The sequence below is a fragment of the Microterricola viridarii genome (assembly GCF_900104895.1).
GTDB lineage: Bacteria > Actinomycetota > Actinomycetes > Actinomycetales > Microbacteriaceae > Microterricola > Microterricola viridarii.
In genome coordinates this window covers 684866-702408 of sequence record NZ_LT629742.1, presented here as the reverse complement: position 1 = coordinate 702408, position 17543 = coordinate 684866, and the positions used below count along the sequence as shown (strand labels likewise).

General features: G+C 69.4%; 15 protein-coding genes. 7 read left to right on the top strand and 8 right to left on the bottom strand.

The window, feature by feature from the left end:
* Positions 1-49 precede the first annotated feature (49 nt).
* A complete protein-coding gene (locus BLT62_RS03240) occupies positions 50-1258 on the bottom strand; it encodes a PfkB family carbohydrate kinase (protein WP_231919324.1) in 1209 nt (402 codons plus the stop codon).
* Positions 1259-1288: 30 nt separating this feature from the next.
* Between BLT62_RS03240 and BLT62_RS03235 the strand changes: the two genes are divergently transcribed.
* From BLT62_RS03235 to BLT62_RS03225, 3 genes are all read left to right on the top strand, one after another.
* Entirely contained in the window at positions 1289-2047 is a 759-nt protein-coding gene (locus BLT62_RS03235) for a DeoR/GlpR family DNA-binding transcription regulator (RefSeq protein WP_231919323.1), read from the top strand.
* Complete coding sequence (locus BLT62_RS03230) at positions 2044-3387, top strand: family 4 glycosyl hydrolase (protein WP_083362766.1); 1344 nt, start codon at positions 2044-2046, stop codon at positions 3385-3387. The genes BLT62_RS03235 and BLT62_RS03230 overlap by 4 nt, the downstream gene beginning before the upstream one ends.
* Positions 3388-3534: 147 nt before the next feature.
* The gene (locus tag BLT62_RS03225; protein WP_083362765.1) at positions 3535-4275 is read left to right on the top strand and encodes a sulfite exporter TauE/SafE family protein; all 741 of its coding nucleotides are present in this window, start codon (positions 3535-3537) and stop codon (positions 4273-4275) included.
* Between the two features lie 190 nt (positions 4276-4465).
* On the opposite strand, the gene BLT62_RS03220 is transcribed toward BLT62_RS03225, so the two are convergent.
* The 4 genes from BLT62_RS03220 to BLT62_RS03205 form a co-directional block, all read right to left on the bottom strand.
* Positions 4466-5752: an adenylosuccinate synthase gene (locus BLT62_RS03220; RefSeq protein ID WP_083362764.1), complete on the bottom strand. Its 1287-nt coding sequence runs from the start codon at positions 5750-5752 to the stop codon at positions 4466-4468.
* Between the two features lie 7 nt (positions 5753-5759).
* Positions 5760-6272 (bottom strand): DUF3151 family protein, encoded by a 513-nt coding sequence (locus BLT62_RS03215; RefSeq protein WP_083362763.1) that lies wholly within the window; start codon positions 6270-6272, stop codon positions 5760-5762.
* A gap of 63 nt (positions 6273-6335) precedes the next feature.
* Complete coding sequence (locus BLT62_RS03210) at positions 6336-7439, bottom strand: magnesium and cobalt transport protein CorA (RefSeq protein ID WP_083362762.1); 1104 nt, start codon at positions 7437-7439, stop codon at positions 6336-6338.
* A gap of 80 nt (positions 7440-7519) precedes the next feature.
* Positions 7520-10003: a M66 family metalloprotease gene (locus BLT62_RS03205; protein ID WP_156786223.1), complete on the bottom strand. Its 2484-nt coding sequence runs from the start codon at positions 10001-10003 to the stop codon at positions 7520-7522.
* A 64-nt stretch (positions 10004-10067) separates the two neighbouring features.
* Here BLT62_RS03205 and BLT62_RS17585 point away from each other — a divergent pair, with 64 nt between their 5' ends.
* Complete coding sequence (locus tag BLT62_RS17585) at positions 10068-10697, top strand: hypothetical protein (protein ID WP_156786222.1); 630 nt, start codon at positions 10068-10070, stop codon at positions 10695-10697.
* Positions 10698-10839: 142 nt separating this feature from the next.
* Here BLT62_RS17585 and BLT62_RS03200 read toward each other — a convergent pair whose 3' ends face one another.
* Genes BLT62_RS03200 through BLT62_RS03190 form a run of 3 tightly spaced genes read right to left on the bottom strand, consistent with a single transcriptional unit; the run spans position 10840 to position 14383 of the window.
* Complete coding sequence (locus tag BLT62_RS03200; protein WP_083362760.1) at positions 10840-11466, bottom strand: TetR/AcrR family transcriptional regulator; 627 nt, start codon at positions 11464-11466, stop codon at positions 10840-10842.
* Positions 11467-11504: 38 nt separating this feature from the next.
* Positions 11505-13595 carry a YhgE/Pip domain-containing protein gene (locus BLT62_RS03195; RefSeq protein ID WP_083362759.1) on the bottom strand — a complete coding sequence of 697 codons (2091 nt, stop codon included), beginning with the start codon at positions 13593-13595 and terminating at the stop codon, positions 11505-11507.
* Positions 13595-14383 (bottom strand): ATP-binding cassette domain-containing protein, encoded by a 789-nt coding sequence (locus BLT62_RS03190; RefSeq protein WP_156786221.1) that lies wholly within the window; start codon positions 14381-14383, stop codon positions 13595-13597. The genes BLT62_RS03195 and BLT62_RS03190 overlap by 1 nt, the downstream gene beginning before the upstream one ends.
* Positions 14384-14597: 214 nt before the next feature.
* Here BLT62_RS03190 and BLT62_RS03185 point away from each other — a divergent pair, with 214 nt between their 5' ends.
* From BLT62_RS03185 to BLT62_RS03175, 3 genes are all read left to right on the top strand, one after another.
* Entirely contained in the window at positions 14598-14879 is a 282-nt protein-coding gene (locus tag BLT62_RS03185) for a hypothetical protein (RefSeq protein WP_083362757.1), read from the top strand.
* 111 nt (positions 14880-14990) lie between these two features.
* Entirely contained in the window at positions 14991-15647 is a 657-nt protein-coding gene (locus tag BLT62_RS03180; RefSeq protein WP_083362756.1) for a hypothetical protein, read from the top strand.
* On the top strand, positions 15644-17539 hold the full coding sequence (locus BLT62_RS03175) for a YhgE/Pip family protein (RefSeq protein WP_083362755.1): 1896 nt from the start codon (positions 15644-15646) through the stop codon (positions 17537-17539). Before BLT62_RS03180 ends, BLT62_RS03175 begins: the two co-directional genes overlap by 4 nt.
* Positions 17540-17543 lie beyond the last annotated feature (4 nt).

The window sequence follows — 17543 nt, the reverse complement described above, 5'->3', positions numbered from 1 at the left end:
GCTCGTTCTTTGTGCGAAGAATCTGCACGCGACGGTTGCCGCGTGACCACTACGTGCGACAGCTCTCCGTGTGGCTCCCGATGGTTGCCGGGGCCTGGCTGTGCGCCCGGAACTTCCGATCGGCAAGCAGATCCGCGATGAATCCGTAGCGCAGCGCGCGCTCGCCAGCCTCTGGAGAAGATCGAGCTCGCCGTCTCGTTTCGGCCCACCACGATTCGATGTCTGTCCATCCGGGCGCCCCCAACGATCCGCCCCGTCGCTGCACGGCCAACGACGAGCACAGGTTTGCGAAGCGCAAACGCTGTTCGAGCGGCCAGCCTTGTCTGGTGCCCAGGACGATGGCAGACGAGAACACGTCGCCGGCTCCTGTCGGATCGATCGCCTTGACGGCGAGCGCCGGAACATCGGCAGCCTCGCCCGTGATTGAGTCAACCGCCATGGCGCCGTCGGCGCCTCGGGTGACCACCGCGAGCGGCACACGGTCGGCGAGTGCGCTGAGGGCGGCCTGCGGGCTGCTGGTGCGGGTGTAGTTCATCGCCTCGAGGTGGTTGGGCATGAAGCCATGGCAGTACTCGAGTCCCTCGAGAACGACCGGGTCCCACAGGCCGGCATCGTCCCAGCCGACCTCAGCGAACATAGCGGAGCCGGCGATTGCCGGGCCGAGCCACCATGGCTCCTCCGCGGGGTTCGCGAGCTCGCCGACCAGTGCCGTCGAGGGCGAGACGTCACCGATCAGATCGCGGATCGGCATCCGTTCCGGGTGTCCGTGGGTCACCATAGCGCGGTCGCCGTCGTAGGCCATCGAGACCGTGACCACGGTGTGCTCGCCGTGGGCGATGCGGGCGCGGCTGAGGTCGATCTGCTCCTGTTCCCCGAGAACCTTCTCCAGCCAGCGCCCGTAGTCGTCGTCCCCGAATTGCGTCACGAGGCGTGTCTTCAGGCCCATCCGGCTGGTCGCGACAGCAAGATTGGCGATCCCGCCCGGCATGGTTCCCATGCCGCCAGCCCAGACCTCGGTGCCGGCAGCGGGTGCGGCGGGCAGGTCTGTGAAAACGATGTCAAGGAAAATCGGCCCGCCGAGGACTACGTCCACCTCGTCGGCAGTGGAACTGCCCACGGTGCCGCCTTGCTCGTTCCCGTTCACGAGATTGCCACGCTCCCTACGACTTCGCTTCATGTGCGGCGCATCAGAGTCGAGCACCGGTGCCACGTCAGCCGACCATAACACGCAGTTTCGAGCAAGTTCAAGCATGATCATGCTTGTAACTGCTCAAAAATGCTTGCTAGCATGGCGATCATGTTGACCAGTTCGCGCAAAGCTGCGATTTTGCAGCGCATCAAAGAGACCGGCGCCGCCTCGGTAAATGATCTCGCCATGTACGTCGATGTCAGCGAGTCAACAATCCGCCGAGATCTCAACAGTCTGAGTGCGGATGGCTTGCTGCGCCGTGTTCGCGGCGGCGGAAGCGTCGAGACCGATGCGATGCCATTTCATGAGGTCGTGAAGAAGTCGAGCTCGTCCAAGGAGAAGATCGCTCGACGCGCAGCCGAACTGGTCTCCGACGGTGACGTCGTGGCCCTCGACATCGGAACAACTACAGCATTCGTGGCGCGGGCACTCCGCGGAAAGACCATCACGGTCATCACTTCGAGCCTCGCGGTGCTTGACGAGCTGCGCGACGACCAGGGCGTGGAGCTTGTGCTCCTCGGCGGCGTACTGCGACGCTCCTACCACTCGCTCGTCGGCAGCCTCACAGACACAGCTCTCGAACAACTGCGGGCAAACATCAGCATCATCGGAACCAGCGGCATCCTGCCAGATGGAACCGTCATGGATTCAACAGGCATCGAGGTGCCCGTCAAGCGGGGCCTCCTCACCGCCGGCTCACACACAGTGCTAGTCGCAGACGAGACAAAGTTCCCAGGGACGGGCTTGCTCTCTGTCTGCGCAGCATCCGCCATCAACACTCTGGTCACCTCCGAGGCATCTGACGCCCAGACGCTCGAGGCTTTCCGCTCAGCAGGAAGCGAAGTTCTATTCCCATGAAACTCACCATCATCGGCGGCGGCGGATTTCGCGTCCCCCAAATCTTCGAGGCGATCTCCAACGACGGAGAGCACGCACGTGTCACCGAACTCTGCCTCTTCGATGTGTCCAGCGACCGGCTCCAGACCATTGCAAAGATCCTCGAGCAGCTCGCGCCGGCACTCGCCAGCCCGCCGCGTGTCAGCTGCACTCTCGACCTCGACGAAGCCGTCACCGGCGCGGCGTTTGTCTTCTCGGCGATGCGCGTTGATGGCCTGGAAGGTCGCATTCTTGACGAGCGCACCGCGCTCGAACTGGGTGTTCTCGGCCAGGAGACGGTTGGCCCCGGTGGCCTCGCCTACGCCCTCCGCACGCTTCCTCTCGCCAGACGGTTGGCCGAGAGGGTGGCGGCGCTCGCCCCTGAGGCGTGGGTCATCAACTTCACCAACCCGGCCGGCATCGTCACGGAGACGATGCGCCGCTCGCTCGGCGACCGCGTGATCGGAATCTGCGACACCCCGATCGGTCTGATGCGACGCGCAGTGGGCGCGATCGGGGCGCAGCCAGACGACGTCACCTTCGACTACGTGGGGCTGAATCACCTGGGCTGGCTCCGCAGCGTGTGCACGGACGGCGTCGATCGTTTACCCGGGCTGCTCGCCGACGACTCCGCAATTGCGACCATTGAAGAGGCGCGGCTGATGGGAATCGATTGGGTACGTGCTCTCGGCGCGATACCCAACGAGTACCTCTACTACTACTACTACAACCGCGAGGCGACCGAGCGGATTCGTCTCTCGGTGGAGACCCGCGGGGAGTTCCTGCGGAAGCAGCAGGGCAGCTTCTACACAGGCGCACATAGCCATCCCGACAGCGCTCTCGATTTGTGGAACAGCACGAAACACGATCGTGAGTCGAGCTACATGGCCGAGAGCCGACCCGAGGAGGAGCGCCACAGCCGCGAGCAGAGCGATGTAGACGGTGGTGGCTACCAGACCGTCGCCCTCAACCTCATGACCGGGCTAACGACGGGCCGCGCCTCCACGATGATCCTGAACGTTGCCAACAACGGCATCGTCGATGGCTTGCCGGATGACGCCGTGATCGAGGTGCCGACAACGGTGCACCTGGGGCGGCTCGAACCTCAGAAGGTGGCCCCTGTGCGCGGCGAGATGCTGGGGCTCATGCAACAGCTCAAAGCCTCCGAGCAGCTCATCATCGCCGCTTCGCTCGAGCGCGATGCGACTCTCGCGTGGCGCGGATTCGCCGCCCACCCGCTGGTGGACTCCGTGAGCGTTGCCAAGAAGCTCCTCGACAGATACCGGGCAGCGATCCCGGGGGTAGCTGCAGCATTCGACTAGGAACACAGCCGCGCGGACGGCGGGTGAACCGGCTTAGCGACACGCCTAGGTCGTCTCCCATGCCCTGAGATGCCCGTGCTCGCCGAAGGGCGCACTGGCGCCTACCCGCCGTCCGGAGGGCGCCCACCCGCCCAGTACGCTGGCAGGATGCTCGCTCTGGTCGTCGTCTCTGTTCTGGTCGGCGCCTTCGCCCAACGCATCACCGGGATGGGCTTCGCGCTCGTGGTCTCCCCCGCGCTCGTCATCATCCTCGGCCCCTTCGACGGCGTGCTCATCGTGAATCTCTGCGGGGTGCTCTCCTCGCTGCTGATCATCCCCCGCGTCTGGCGGCACATCGAGTGGCGCACCCTGGTCTGGCTGGCGGTGCCCGCCCTGCTGGCGATCGTGCCCGGCTCGCTGCTGGCCGCGAACCTCGCCGGGCCGCAGCTGCAGATCGGCGTCGGCCTGCTCGTGATCGCCGCGCTCACCGCGTCGCTCGTCGTCACCCGCACCGCGCAGACCGTCCCCCGCCGGCCGGCGGCGATCGTCGCCGGCGCGGCATCCGGATTCATGAACACAGCGGCCGGCGTCGGCGGCCCGGCGCTCAGCGTCTTCGCGGTGCTGACCCGCTGGCCGCAGGCGCAGTTCGCGGCGACGCTGCAGCCGTACTTCGTCCTGATCGGCTCGACCTCGCTGCTGACCAAGTTCGCGTTCTCCGGCGGCACCCTCCCGGCTCTGGATGCCGCGAGCTGGGTGTTCGTGGTCGTCGCCCTCGTGGCCGGGCTCGGGCTCGGCGAGCTGCTGCACACCCGCATCAGCCACCACGCGGCCCGCGTCGCCGTGATCTGGATCGCCTACGCGGGCGGCGCCGTCGCCCTCATCGACGGCACGCTCAAGCTGCTGCCCTGACGAGGCCCCGCCCCGGCCCGCTCCCGGCCCCGCATCGAGAAGCAAGAAAACGCGCCAAAACTCCGCATTTGGAACGTTTTCTTGCTTTTCGATGCGCGGGCGCCGGCACGGGCGCAGGCACTAACGACGAATGCCGGCGCCGCCCGCGTGAACGGGGGGCACCGGCATCCGGTGAAGCAGAGCCGAGCGACTAGTCGATCAGGTCGTGGCGCACGATGATCTCGTCGCGGCCGGGGCCGACGCCGATCACCGAGATACGCGAGCCGCTGATCGCCTCGATCGCGAGCACGTAGTCCTGCGCGTTCTTCGGCAGGTCTTCGAACGTGCGCGCACCGGTGATGTCCTCGGTCCAGCCGGGGAACTCCTCGTAGATCGGGGTGGCGTGGTGGAAGTCGGACTGCGAGACCGGCACTTCCTCGTGGCGCACGCCGTCGACGTCGTACGCGACGCAGACCGGGATGGTCGGCAGGCCGGTGAGCACGTCGAGCTTGGTGAGCACGAAGTCGGTGACACCGTTGATGCGCGCCGTGTAGCGGGCGATCGGGGCGTCGTACCAGCCACAGCGGCGCGGTCGGCCGGTGGTGGTGCCGAACTCGAAGCCGTTGGCGCGCAGGAACTCGCCGGACTCGTCGAACAGCTCGGTCGGGAACGGGCCGGCGCCGACGCGGGTCGTGTACGCCTTGACGACGGCGATCACGCGGTCGATCTTGTTCGGCGCGATGCCGGAGCCGGTGACGGCGCCGCCCGAGGTCGCGTTCGACGAGGTGACGAACGGGTAGGTGCCGTGGTCGACATCCAGCATCGTCGCCTGGCCGCCCTCGAACAGCACGGTCTTGCCGTCTTCGAGCGCCTTGTGCAGCGTGAGCGCGGTGTCGTCGACCATCGGGCGCAGGCGCTCGGCGTAGCTGAGCAGCTCGTCGACGATCTCGTCGACGGAGATGGCGCGGCGGTTGTAGACCTTGACCAGCAGGTGGTTCTTCTGGTCGAGGGCTCCCTCGACCTTCTGGCGCAGGATGTTCTCGTCGAAGAGGTCCTGGATGCGGATGCCGACGCGGTTGATCTTGTCGGCGTAGCTCGGGCCGATGCCGCGCCCGGTGGTGCCGATCTGGCGCTTGCCGAGGAAGCGCTCGGTGACCTTGTCGAGGGTGCGGTGGTACTGGGTGATGACGTGCGCGTTCGCGCTCACCTTGAGCTTGGAGACGTCGACGCCGCGCGACTCGAGGGCGTCGAGCTCCTCGAACAGCACCTCGATGTCGACGACGACGCCGTTGGAGATGACGGGCGTGACGTTCGGGGTCAGGATGCCGGAGGGCAGCAGGTGCAGCGCGTACTTCTCGCTGCCGACGACCACCGTGTGGCCGGCGTTGTTCCCGCCGTTGAACTTGACGACGTAGTCGACGCGCGAGCCGAGCAGGTCGGTCGCCTTGCCCTTGCCCTCGTCGCCCCACTGGGCGCCGATCAAAACGATTGCTGGCATGTTGTTGCTAGTCCTCTCCTCGGATGACAAAGGCTTCAGTGGGCGGCTGCGCTGCCGCGAGCATCTCGGGTGTGATCACCGGCAAGAGCTGGGTGGTGGTGTACTTCATCTCGATCCGCTCCACAGCCTCCGGGTCGAGACCCTGCAGGAAGTCGCCGAGCCGGTCGGCCTCGTCGTGCGCGCCGATCGCGCTGGCCGCGCGCCGCAGGGCGTAGGCGGCGCGCAAGACGCCGCGGTTGGCCCGGTGCTGCCAGGACACGCTGTCGCCGGGGCGCCAGCCCGCGGCGTCCAGGGCCTCGAGGCCGCGCGCGTGGGCGACCGCCGCATAGGCGTAGGCGTCGACGAGGCGGCCGTCGGCGTGGGCGATGTCAGAGAGCTCGGCCCAGACCAGTGGGGACTCCGGATGCCGGAGTGCGAGGTCTGCGACCTCGTCGCGATTCGCTGAAGCGAGCGCCTCGCGCACAGCGGGCGCATCGGGCAGTTCGGTCTCGGCAGGGCCGAGCGTGTTGTCGCCAGTCACACTCCACCTTATCGCGCCCAGCTCCAACACCCTGTTAAGGAGTCCCGGATCGACGCGGGCGGGCTACATCCACTTCTTGAGCTTGAAGGTGATGTAGAGCACTGCGGCGAACGCGATCATGCCGCCGACCGCGAGCGGGTAGCCGAGGGCCCAGTGCAGCTCGGGCATGTTGTCGAAGTTCATGCCGTAGACGGCGGCGATCAGGGTCGGCGCGAACAGGATGGCGGCCCAGCCGGAGATCTTCTTCATGTCTTCGTTCTGCCGTTGGGAGACCAGCGTCGCGTTCACGTTCAAGATCTGCGAGAGCGAATCGCGCAGCTCCGACACGCGCCCGTCGACCAGCGTCAGGTGGTCGGCCACATCCTGCAGGTATGTCTGCAGCGCGTCGGGGATCCCGTAGCGGTCGAAGCCCTTCCGCAGCGCCGCCACCACATCCACCAGCGAGGATGTCGCGTGCCGCAGGTCGATGACCTCCTGGCTCAGCCGGTAGATGCGCTCGGCGACGGCGGCGTCGCCACTGAACACCTGCCGCTCGATCTGCTCCTGGTCGATGGCGAGGCCGCGCAGCACCGGGGTGTAGCCGTCGACGATCACGTCCAGCAGCCGGTAGACGACCGCCTCCGGCCCGAGCCCCAGCAGCTCCGAGTCGTCGAGCAGCGTGTGATCGGCGGTCTCGGCGTTGCGCGGCAGCGTGGCGTCATCCGAGCCGTCGACCCATCGGCCGTCCTGGCAGAGCACCGCCACCGAGTTCGGGCGCACGAGCACGTGGAACTCGGAGAAGTCGACCTCTTCCGCCTCATCCACGTAGCGCGCCGACCGCACCACGAGGAAGAGCACGTCGCCGTAGCGTTCCAGTTTGGGCCGCTGGCCGGCGACCTGCAGGTCTTCGACGAGCACCGGGTGCAGCCCCCAGGCGTCGGCCAGTTCCGCGATGTCGTCGACCGTTGGATCGGGGAACAGGCAGAGCGCGATGCGCCCGGGCTCCTCCTGGGAGAACCGGAGCGCGTCGGCGATCGAGGTGTGCGGCGGCGCGCTGGTCAACCGGCCGTCCACGACGTAGGTGGTGCGGCGCGTCGTGCCCGGAGCGGCTGGGGCCTGGCCGCCGCTGCCCCGGCGGAACAATCCGGGCCGACGCGGTGCTGATCCGTCGTTCTGTCGCTGCGGCATGTCGCGTGCTTTCGTTGAGGCGGCCAAAGGCTTCCCCGCCAGACTACGCGCCGACCCGGTCCGGCGCGGCCGGCGCCGCCTCACCCGGCGTCGAGCGCCAGGGTGGAGAGCACGAGCAGCGTGGACGGGCTCAGGGTGAGCAGCACCGGGTTCGCGCTCACGGGGAGCGCCTTCCAGACCTGGTTGCTGCCGGTGGTGTGGCCGTACATGCCGGGCTGGCGCGTGGAGCGGTTGAGGTCGAGGTAGGACGAGGTTGCGCTCTTGAGGTGGCCGTCGGCCTGGTGCACCCAGATCTGGGCGGCGTTCGCGGGCGAGCACGTGGTCATGCGCACCGGTGTCGCTGCCTCGACGCACAGGTCGGGACGCGCCTCACTGTGGATGGCGCCGCGGGAGTCGGCCACCCACCGTTGGGTCGGCACGTCCGAGCAGGCGGTCTTCTTCCCGTCAACGCTCACGCGCAGGGTGTCGGCGTCGAGGTTGAGACAGAGACCGTTGTCGACGGTCACATTGCCGCCGCGGGGCAGGAGTGCGCCCGTGCCCTCGCTCATTCCTGCGTCCTGCAGCAGCGCGGTGAGTTCGGCCGTGACGCCCGCCTCCCCTGCACTCAGTGCGTCCTGGTTCTCGGCCACGAAGTCGTCGATCGCGGTCGCCGCCGCGACAGCGGCCATCGCCCGGTCGAGGACAGCCCGGGCTGCAGCGCTCAGCGCGCTGAGGTCGTCCTTCCAGCTGTCGTAGCTCAGCCGCATCCCGGCGTCGAGCACCGGCACGGCTGTGTCGGCCAGAGCCAGCAGTGCCGTGTCGAGCTCGGCCACCTCGACGGCGCGCAACGCCTCATACCCGGCGTCGCCGCCGATGGTGACGGCCGGGCGCATGGCCGGCAGGCCGGTCGCGATGCTGATGCTGTTGCCGAGCTGGGTGGTGACCCCGGATGCGCGGCAGAAGAGCTCCGCACCGGTGGGCTGGGCGGCATCCGCCACATTGATGTTGAACTGCTTGACGCCGTTGCGCGCATCGAGCGCGGTGTGCTCGACGTGGCCGTCCTGGTAGCTGATGCTCATCCAGCAGCTGCGTGCGGCATCCGTCGACGTCGGATCCGCCTGGGGCAGTTCGAAGACATTGCCGTAGTTGCTGCGGAAGGCGGGGTAGAGCACCGTCTGCTCGGGGACCTGCGGGTTGTAGCCACCCAGCAGCGTGAACACGGGAACGCCGACCTGCGCTGGCCTGGCCGCCGCGAACTGCGGGTCGGCCAGCTTGGCGTCGACGGCCGTTCCCGTCGTGGCATCCCACGAGCGGTAACCACTGGGGAATGCCGTGTCTGGCACCGGCTTGATGAGCGCCTTCTGGATGGCGGTCGCGCTGTAGCCGGTGTGCAGGGTGTACCGGCTGAGCGTGCTGCTGTTCTCCCCGCCCGACATGGCATCGCGGTGGTAGTTGTACTGCCCGGCATAGTTCTGCGTGAGGTAGGCGCCGTTCACCCCGGTGCCCTGGGTCGAGAAGGCCTGGTGGGCGGCGAGGTTCGAGCGCATCCTGTCGCGGTAGGCGATGTATCCCCAGCCGCTCTCGCTGTGGTGCACGGCGTTGATGACCTTGGCATCGCCCTCGGCCGAGCCGTTCCAGCCCGGGTAGTGACCGAGGCCGTAGGAGTGCCCGAGTTCGTGGCTGAGTTCATTGCCCGCCGAGCTGAAGATCGTGGCCATGCCGTTGCCGCCGCTCAAGCCATGGCATTCGGTGCGTGGAGCGCCGTCGACCGTCTTGTACAGGCCGCACGCGTGGTGAATGATGCGCTCGTTGAAGGTGCTCGGCTGCGACTGGTTCATCTGCGCGCTCGTGATGCCGAAGTTCGCCAGGTTGATGCCCGTGCTCACCTGCGCCTTGCCCACGTTCTCGCGCAGGTCACCGCTGTACACGCCGGCATCGGTCGAGTCGCTCGCGCCGGGGGCCTCATAGATCTTCCCGGATGCCACGATCACCCGGTCGAGCCGCACCGGCTCGTAGACGGCCATGTGCATCTTCGCGACGGGGATCGTCTGGAAGTAGTCGGCGGCGGCCTTCTCCGGCTGGGCGAACATGTAGTGGTCGGCCGACGTCGGATAATCGGTGAGCATGCCCAGCTCGATCGAGCTGATCACGATCTCGCTCGGTGGGGCGAACTCGATCTGCGCGGCGGCGAGCAGGCCCTGTGCGTCGGCGTGCGCTCCCCCGTCAGCGCTCGTGGCGAAGCTGAGCTCGAGGCCGGGCTTCATCCAGCTCCACGGCAGCTCGGTCGTCCACGCCCTGCGCGTGTAGACGACCTCGTCGCGGCCGGTCTGGGCACGCATGTCTGCCCGCGGAATGAGGTTGGGTTCGGCCAAGACCAGTTCGCCGAGCAGCGCGCCGTTCGCGCTGGCCGTGACGGTCACGGATTCGCCACTGGGCACAGGCTCGACCGGGGAGAACAGCAGCAGTGCCGCCCGTTCGGCGACCAGTGTCGGCATGGTGCGCGCCGCGTTGCCGGCCGGGTTGATGGTGTGCGTCTGCGCGAACTCGACCTGGCCCTCGAGCGCACCCGTCAGGTCGTTGCGCACGGCGCGCTCCGCGCCGGTGGCCGTCGTGTCGTGGAAGCCGAGCGCGTTCAGCGCGGGAGCGGGTTTGACGGGCCGGGGCGGTGGCGTCGGCTCCGGCGAGGGCTCGGGCTTCGGCTCTGGGCCTGCCGTCGGCTCCGGCGACGGTTCCGGCTTCGGCTCTGGGCCTGCCGTCGGCTCCGGCGTCGGCTCGGGCTTCGGCTCTGGCGCTGTCGTGGGCTCGGGCTTCGGCTCTGGCGCTGTCGTGGGTTCGGGCTTCGGCCCTGGCGCTGTCGTGGGTTCGGGCCTGGGCCCCGGTGTGGGGGCCGCCGTCGGCTCGGGCGTCGGCGCTGTGGTCGGCGCCGGAGTCGGGCTGGGCGACGGTGCCGGGGTGGGCTTGGACGGCCACCACGGCCAGGAGGGCCACGTCGGCCACGTGAGCCTTTCGGTTGCGGGGGTGTCGCGCGCAGCCGGAGTGTCGCGCGCGACAACCGGTGTCTTCTCGGCGGAAGACGTCGGTGTGGGCGCCAGCGGGCGCGAACCAGCGCTCGCCGACGAGTGCGGGATGGGTGCGGCATCCGGGGCACCGTCATGCGGCGACGTCGCTCCGGCGCAGGCGGCCAAGCTGGCGGTCAGCACCAGAGAGAGGACAACGAGCGACGCGCGCCTGGGCGTGCGTGCAATTGTGTGCCGTGGCATGTGCTGGGTTCCCCACTGATCTGACGCCACAACAAGTCCGCGCGCTCCTGTGCGTGCGACGCGAACGCCTCGAAGCCACTATCGGCCGATGCAGCGAGATGGTGAGAGGCCTCTGGCCGCCATCGTGCCGCCCCACGGAATTGTGCGGGAGGCGGGGGCGGTTAGCGAGGCGCGAAGGCCCCGCTCAGCGAGGCGAGGATTGCGGCGGCGACCTCGTCGCGACCGCGCTCCGGCTCGAACACGAGCCACTCCAGACCCGACATCAGCACGGCGCCGAACACGCTGGCCGCCATGATCGTGCTGGCCCCGGATGCCGGGGTGCCGGCATCAGCGCCCTGCGCGCCGGAGGGCTGCGCGCCGGGCGCGCTCGCACCGGAGCTGGCCTCGGCGATGGCCTCGGCGAAGACGGCGAGCGCCTCGTGCCGCAGCGCGAACAGGGTCTTCTGCCAGGCCCGATCGGTGCGGAAGATCTCGCTCGCCATCAGTTTGGCCAGCGAGGCGTTCGCGGCGATCCGGTCGAGCAGTGCCCCCACCAGCGCCTCGATGGCTTCCCAGCCGACGAGGGTGCCGCGGGCGGCCCGCAGGTTCTCGGCGAGCGCGCCGACGCCCTCCTCGAGGAGCGCCTCGAACAGCTGGTCCTTCGAGCTGAAGTTGTAGTACAGGCTGCCCTTGGCGACGCCGGCGCGCTCGGCGACGTCATCCATGGTGGTGCCGGTGATGCCCCTGGTCGCCGCCAGCTCGAGTGCCGCGTCGAGAATGGCGCGTTTCGTTCCGCTGGAGCGACCCATGGGGCATCATCCGTTCTGTGTTGCTGGTGGTGTTGGAGCTAGATCGACAGCTCGGGGTGCAGCTTGGCGATGGTGAACATGCGCTGCTTGCCTGCACTCCACGCGCTGACTGCGAGCGAGCCGACGAGGATGCCGGCGAGCACGAGCACCGAGATCCACAGTCTAGAGTCCACGCCACCGGTGATCAGCTCGCGCAGTCCGCTGACCACGTAGGAGGCCGGCATCCAGGGGTGCAGCGCCTGGAAGAACGCCGGTGTCGTCTCGACCGGGTAGGTGCCGCCGGAGGAGGTCAGCATCAGCATCAGCAAGACCAGGCTCACCACCCGGCCGGCGGCGGTGCCGAGCAGGATGATGAACATCTGCTGCAGCGCGAGGAAGGCGAGCGTGACCAGGAACATGAAGGCCGAGGTGGCCAACCAGTACTGCGGCTGCAGGCCGATGCCGTAGACGAGCACCAGCACCATGATCACGACCTGGCCGGCACCGATCGCCACGGCGGGCAGGAAGCCTGTCATGACGGCGCGGATGCCGCTGGCTCCGGCCGCGAGGGCACGCGTCGGCAGGGCCCGCAGGATCAGCCAGGTGATGAGTGCGCCGACGAAGGTGGCCAGGGCGATGAAGAACGGGGCGAAGCCCTCGCCGAAGCCCTCTGACTTGTTCTGCCAGCTCTCATCGAGCGCGACGGGCTCGGCGAGCACGCCGGCCTTCGCATCGACGTCGGCCGAGCTCATCGCGGGGATGGCGTCGCCGCCCTCTCCGAGCTTCTGCGCCAGTTCCTGGCTGCCGTCCGCGAGCAGGCCGGCGCCCTCCTCGAGAGCGGTGCCGCCCTCCACGAGCTGGCCGCTGCCGTCGACGAGGGTGCCTGTTCCGGCGCTCAGCGTGGCGGCTCCGTCGGCGAGTGTCGATGCGCCGGATGCCGCGGTGGAGACACCGTCGGCCAGCTGCGCGGCCCCGGCCGACAGCTGCGCTGCGCCGTCGGCGAGCTGGGCGGCGCCGGGGGCTCCGGCGCCGAGCTGGCTGGAGAGCTCTCCGACGCCGGCGGTGAACTGGGCGCTCAAACCGGCGTAGCCCTGCACCTGGGCGGCCGCCCCTGCGCTCTGGCTGCCCAGTTCGGTCGCACCGGCCTGCAGCTTCTGCAGGCTGGGCAGGAACGCGCTGGCCGGGGTGCCGGCCGGGGCGGCCTGCATGGCGGCGACGAGCTCGTCGATGCCGCCGGAGACCTGGCCGGCGCCGGCGGCGAGTGCCGCCGTGCCCCCTGCGATCGTGTCGGCGCCAGCGGTGAGCTGCTGCGACTTGTCGGCGAGCGTTGCCGCACCGTCGGCCGCCGCCTGCATGCCGCCGGCGAGGGAGTTGGCACCGGCGACGAGGTCGCCGGACTTCGCGGCGAGGGTGCCGGCTCCGCTGTTGAGGGTGGCCAGGCCGCCGGAGAGGCTCGCGGCCCCATCGGAGAGGTGGGCCGCCCCGGCATCCAGCGACACCGCACCATCGGCCAGCGAGCCCAGTCCGACGATGAGGGTGCCCGCGCCATCACGGGCGGTGTTCAGGCCGTCGGCCAGCGTCGTGGCGCCGTCGGCGGCGCTGCGGATGCCGTCACCGGCGTCGTTCAGGCCGACCAGCACGGCGTTGGCCGCCTGCTCGCCGATCTCGGCGCCGACGGCGGCGCGCAGCTGCGCCATCGCCGAGGTGCCGAGCGTCGAGGCGAGGAAGCTGTTCGCGTCGTTGTAGTTGACGTCGACAACGGCCGCGGTGGGGGTGTCTGTGCCGACCGAGATGGCGTTGGCCGAGAAATCGGCCGGGATGGTGACCGAGAAGTAGTAGTCGCCGTCGGCGACGCCGGTCTGGGCGTCCGCGGCATCCGTCACCTGCCAGTTGAGGTCGCCGCCGTCGAGCAGATTGTCGACAACGTCGTTACCGGCGGTGATGCGCTCGCCGTCGTTGACGGCTCCGGCATCTTCGTTGACGAGCGCGACGGGCAGGTTCTTCAGCTCGTCGGTGGGGGCCCAGAACGCCCAGAGGTAGAGGGCGCCGTAGATCAGCGGGATGAACAGCAGCACGGCGACGGCGATCTTCGGCATCACTCCCTTGCGGAAGCGCTTCAGTTCGGTGCCGGGAGAGAGAACGGCGAGCATCAGACGAGCTCCTTCGTGAGTTCAGAGAGGCCGTCGACGTCGGCGGGGGTGTGTGCCGGCTGCGCGGCGCGCGGGCCGGTCGGCGCGTTCGGGGCCAGTTGGAGCACCCGGGGCGCGATGCCCAGCTCCTGCCAGATCACGGCGTCCGGGGCGGCGACGGATGCCACGACGGCCATTGCGGGCCGTCCGGCCGCACCGCGGCCGAGCGCGTCCAGACGCGCCCAGAGTGCCGAACGCGCCGCGGGCGACTGCAGCTGCTCGACCTGGTCGAAGAACAGGATGCGCGGGCCGCTCATCACGGCGAGGGCGGTGCGGAACAGCGCGGTCTGCGTCTCGTCGAGGTCCCAGACGAGGGTGTCCGCCGTCGGCAGCGGGGTGGCGCCAGGCTCCCCCGGTGCACCGAACACGGGCAGGCAGACGCGGCGCACGGTGGCGTCATCCGCCCGGGGAATGTTGCGCCACCAGGGCGAGAGCCAGGCCTGGCGCTCGCGGATGGCGGCGCCGATCGTGACCGATTCCTCGAGCGTGTCGATGTCGTGGAATCCGGCGATGGCCGTCTCCTTCTGCACGGCACGCGCCTTGCGGGGCAGCTCGCGCCCGAGAACGGTGAGGCTGCCGGAGCTCGCCTTCATGCGCCCGGCGAGGGTGAGCAGCAGGCTGGTGCGCCCGCTGCCGGCCTGGCCGCTGATGACGGTGAGGCCGTCACCGATCTCGGCGCTGAATGGCCCGTAGACCCGGCCGCGGCCCGCGTTGAGGGCGAGTTCTTTCGCCCGCACTATCGACTGCACGTCGATCCTTCCGATTGTTCGTGGTGTCAGAAACCTTTTGTACTGACTAGTCAGTTTAGACACGATGGGCGCGGAATCGCAAACGCGGGGAGCGCCGCGGGGCCCGTGACTGCCGCGGACGTCGGCACGCCACCGCCAGCCACCGCCGTCGGGCGCAGCGCACAGCGGGCTTTAAACCGTTGTGCGCTCAGCCGGCGCGGGAAATGATGGATCCATGGTTGACGCCGACGAATGCCCCCGCCCGCTTACACAGGCGGATGCCGCCGCTCTCATCGGGATACTTGCAAACCTCGAACTCCTGGTGATGACTCGTGGGATCTCCGGCGACGAACTGGGCCTGCTGCTCGACCGGGCGCAAGCCGACGGCTATGCGGCACCGGGCGACGGCGAGCACGAACTCCGCCAAGCGCTCAATGATCTGAACCAGCGGGTCCGGTTCGCGCTCGGCGAGTACGACAGCCTGCCGGCGCCGTCGCCGGTCCCCGTGGTCGACTGACGCGGCTTGACCCTCGGAGCCGGGCGACCGGAGCGCGCGTCCCGCCCGGCGGCGCCCACCCTGTGCAGCGCGACACTCGCTGCCTAGGATTGAGCGCACCGAGGAGGACACATGCTCGTCACACTCGACATGGTCAGCAAGGGGCGCGACGCCGCGGCACTCCCCCCGCTCAGCGCCCGATACCGCACCGGCTCGGCCACGCTCGTCGCCGCGGAGACCGAGCGCCGCCCCGCCGTCCTGGCGCTCATCGCGAGCGGCCGGATGCGCCCGGATGCCGGCGTCGTGCGCATCGACGGGGCGGTCGACAACGCGCAGCTCCGCCGCCGGGTGGCGGTGATCGACGCCCCGGAGGTGAACGACCCCGTCGGCGAGGTCACGCTCTCCGCCGTCGTCGCCGAGGAGCTGATGTTCGCCGGGCGGCCCTCCCACCCGCTCGCCACCTCGCGCATGCTGGCGACGCTCCAGGCGGCCGAGTGGGGCAGGCAGGCGATCGCCGACGTTCCCCCGCAGACGCGCATCCACGTGCTGACCGAGCTCGCCGTGCTGCGGGCTGGCGTGCAGGGGCTGGTCCTGACGGCGCCGGACCGGCACGGCGGCGACCCACAGGACTGGTGGCGGATCGCGCAGGGGCTCGCCGGGCGCGGGCTCGCCGTGCTGGTGGTGTGCGGCACGGCGGCGAAGAGCGTCATCGACGCGGCGGAGACCGCGCAGGAGCTGGCCGCGGCGGGCGATTTCGAGGACAGCCCGACGGAGGTGGGGCAGCCATGAAGATCCCGCAGATGGTCGTGACCGAGTTTCGCCGGCTCACCCGCAGCCCGATGGCCATCCTGGCCCTGCTCGCCCTCGGCATCGTTCCGCTTCTCTACGGCGGGCTCTACCTCTGGGCCAACCAGAACCCGTACGGCAAGCTCAACGAGATCCCCGTCGCGCTCGTCGTTGAGGACACGGGCGCGGAGGGCCCGAGCGGCTTCACCAACTACGGCGAGCAGATCGCGGACGAGCTCGTCAAGGACGGCACGTTCGCATGGCACGAGGTGTCTGCCGCCGAGGCCCAGGCCGGCGTCGACGACTCGTCCTTCGACTTCAGCGTGACCATCCCGGCCGACTTCTCCGAACAGCTGGTGAGCTCCTCCGGCAGCGAGCCGCAACAGGCCACCGTCATCCTCACCACCAACGACGCCAACGGATACCTCGCCTCCACGATCGGCGAGACGGCCATCAAGGAGATCCAGCGGCAGATCGTCGCCACCGTCAACGAGCAGGCGGCGACCCAGTTCCTGGGCGCGCTCGCCACCATCCGGTCCAACCTCGTCACGGCCGTCGACGGCGCGGGCAAGCTGGTAGCCGGCGCCGCGGAGGCGCAGGCGGGAGCGACAGCTCTGGCCAGCGGCACAGAGCAACTCGCAACGGGCTCTGCCGCGCTCCGCGACGGGCTCGGCACCCTCGCGGGCGGCGCGGCCGCGCTGCCCGATGCGGCGTCGCGGCTCGCCACCGGCGCCGGCCAGGTCGCGGCCGGCAACGCCGAGATCGCCCGCATCGGCGACGAGATCGGCGCCGTGACGCAGGGCGTCGTCAACGATCTGCCCGCCGTGCGCGCCGACATCGCCGCACGGCTCAGCGCCGCCGGCCTGAGCGAGGCGGAGGTGGCCGCCGCCCTGGCCGCGCTCGACCAGATCGGCGCGCGCATCGGCGACGGCAATGCGCGCGTTCAGGATGCCGTCGGGAAGCTTGACCTGCTGGCATCCGGCAGCGCTGAGCTCGCCGTCGGCACCGGCGAGCTGGCCGAGCAGGCGCCCGCCCTGGCGCAGGGCGCGCAGGAGGCCGCGAACGGCTCGGCGGCGCTGGCGGATGGCGCCGGCCAAGCCGCGAGCGGTTCCGCGGCGCTGAGCGCCGGGCTCGACACCCTGCACGGCGGGCTGGAGTCGCTGGCCGGCGGGCTGAGCGGGGGCGTCGAGCAGATCCCGGAGAGCACGGAGCAGAGCCGGCAGAACCAGGCGCAGACGATCGCCAACCCGGTCGCGATCGACACCAGCCAGGTGGCCGCCGCCGGCACGTACGGCGCCGGCCTCGCGCCGTTCTTCATCGCGCTGGCCGCCTGGATCGGCATCTACGCGCTGTTCCTGATCGTGAAGCCAGTGTCGAACCGGGCGATCACCGCCCTGCACTCGCCGATGAAGATCACCGTCGCCGGCTGGCTGACCCCGGCCCTCATCGGCACCCTGCAGATGGCCGGGCTGTTCTTCGTCGTCGCCGTCGCCCTCGGCTTCAACTTCTCGAACCCGCTCGCCAGCTACGGCATCATGGCGCTGTCCTCCATGGTGTTCACCGCGATCATCCTGGCGCTCAATGTGTGGCTCGGCAGCGTCGGCCAGTTCATCGGCCTCGTGATGATGGTGCTGCAACTGGTCAGCGCAGGGGGCACCTTCCCCTGGCAGACGCTGCCAGGGCCGCTCGCGGGGCTGCACCACGTGCTCCCGATGAGCTTCACGGTCGACGCCATCCGACAGCTCATGTACGGCGGGGACGTGAGCCGGGCCTGGGCCGACCTGGGGGTGCTCGCGACGTGGGGTGCGATCGCCTTCGTGCTGGCGGCGCTGGGCGTTGCCAGGATGACGCACTTCCGCACGCTGCGCGACCTGGAGCCGAGCCTCATCGGCTAGCGGG

Coding starts and splice junctions, on each gene's coding strand:
- BLT62_RS03240 (WP_231919324.1), bottom strand. CDS start 1,258: ATGATCATGCTTGAACTTGCTCGAAACTGCGTGTTATGGTCGGCTGAC.
- BLT62_RS03235 (WP_231919323.1), top strand. CDS start 1,289: ATGGCGATCATGTTGACCAGTTCGCGCAAAGCTGCGATTTTGCAGCGC.
- BLT62_RS03230 (WP_083362766.1), top strand. CDS start 2,044: ATGAAACTCACCATCATCGGCGGCGGCGGATTTCGCGTCCCCCAAATC.
- BLT62_RS03225 (WP_083362765.1), top strand. CDS start 3,535: ATGCTCGCTCTGGTCGTCGTCTCTGTTCTGGTCGGCGCCTTCGCCCAA.
- BLT62_RS03220 (WP_083362764.1), bottom strand. CDS start 5,752: ATGCCAGCAATCGTTTTGATCGGCGCCCAGTGGGGCGACGAGGGCAAG.
- BLT62_RS03210 (WP_083362762.1), bottom strand. CDS start 7,439: ATGCCGCAGCGACAGAACGACGGATCAGCACCGCGTCGGCCCGGATTG.
- BLT62_RS03200 (WP_083362760.1), bottom strand. CDS start 11,466: ATGGGTCGCTCCAGCGGAACGAAACGCGCCATTCTCGACGCGGCACTC.
- BLT62_RS03195 (WP_083362759.1), bottom strand. CDS start 13,595: ATGCTCGCCGTTCTCTCTCCCGGCACCGAACTGAAGCGCTTCCGCAAG.
- BLT62_RS03185 (WP_083362757.1), top strand. CDS start 14,598: ATGGTTGACGCCGACGAATGCCCCCGCCCGCTTACACAGGCGGATGCC.
- BLT62_RS03180 (WP_083362756.1), top strand. CDS start 14,991: ATGCTCGTCACACTCGACATGGTCAGCAAGGGGCGCGACGCCGCGGCA.
- BLT62_RS03175 (WP_083362755.1), top strand. CDS start 15,644: ATGAAGATCCCGCAGATGGTCGTGACCGAGTTTCGCCGGCTCACCCGC.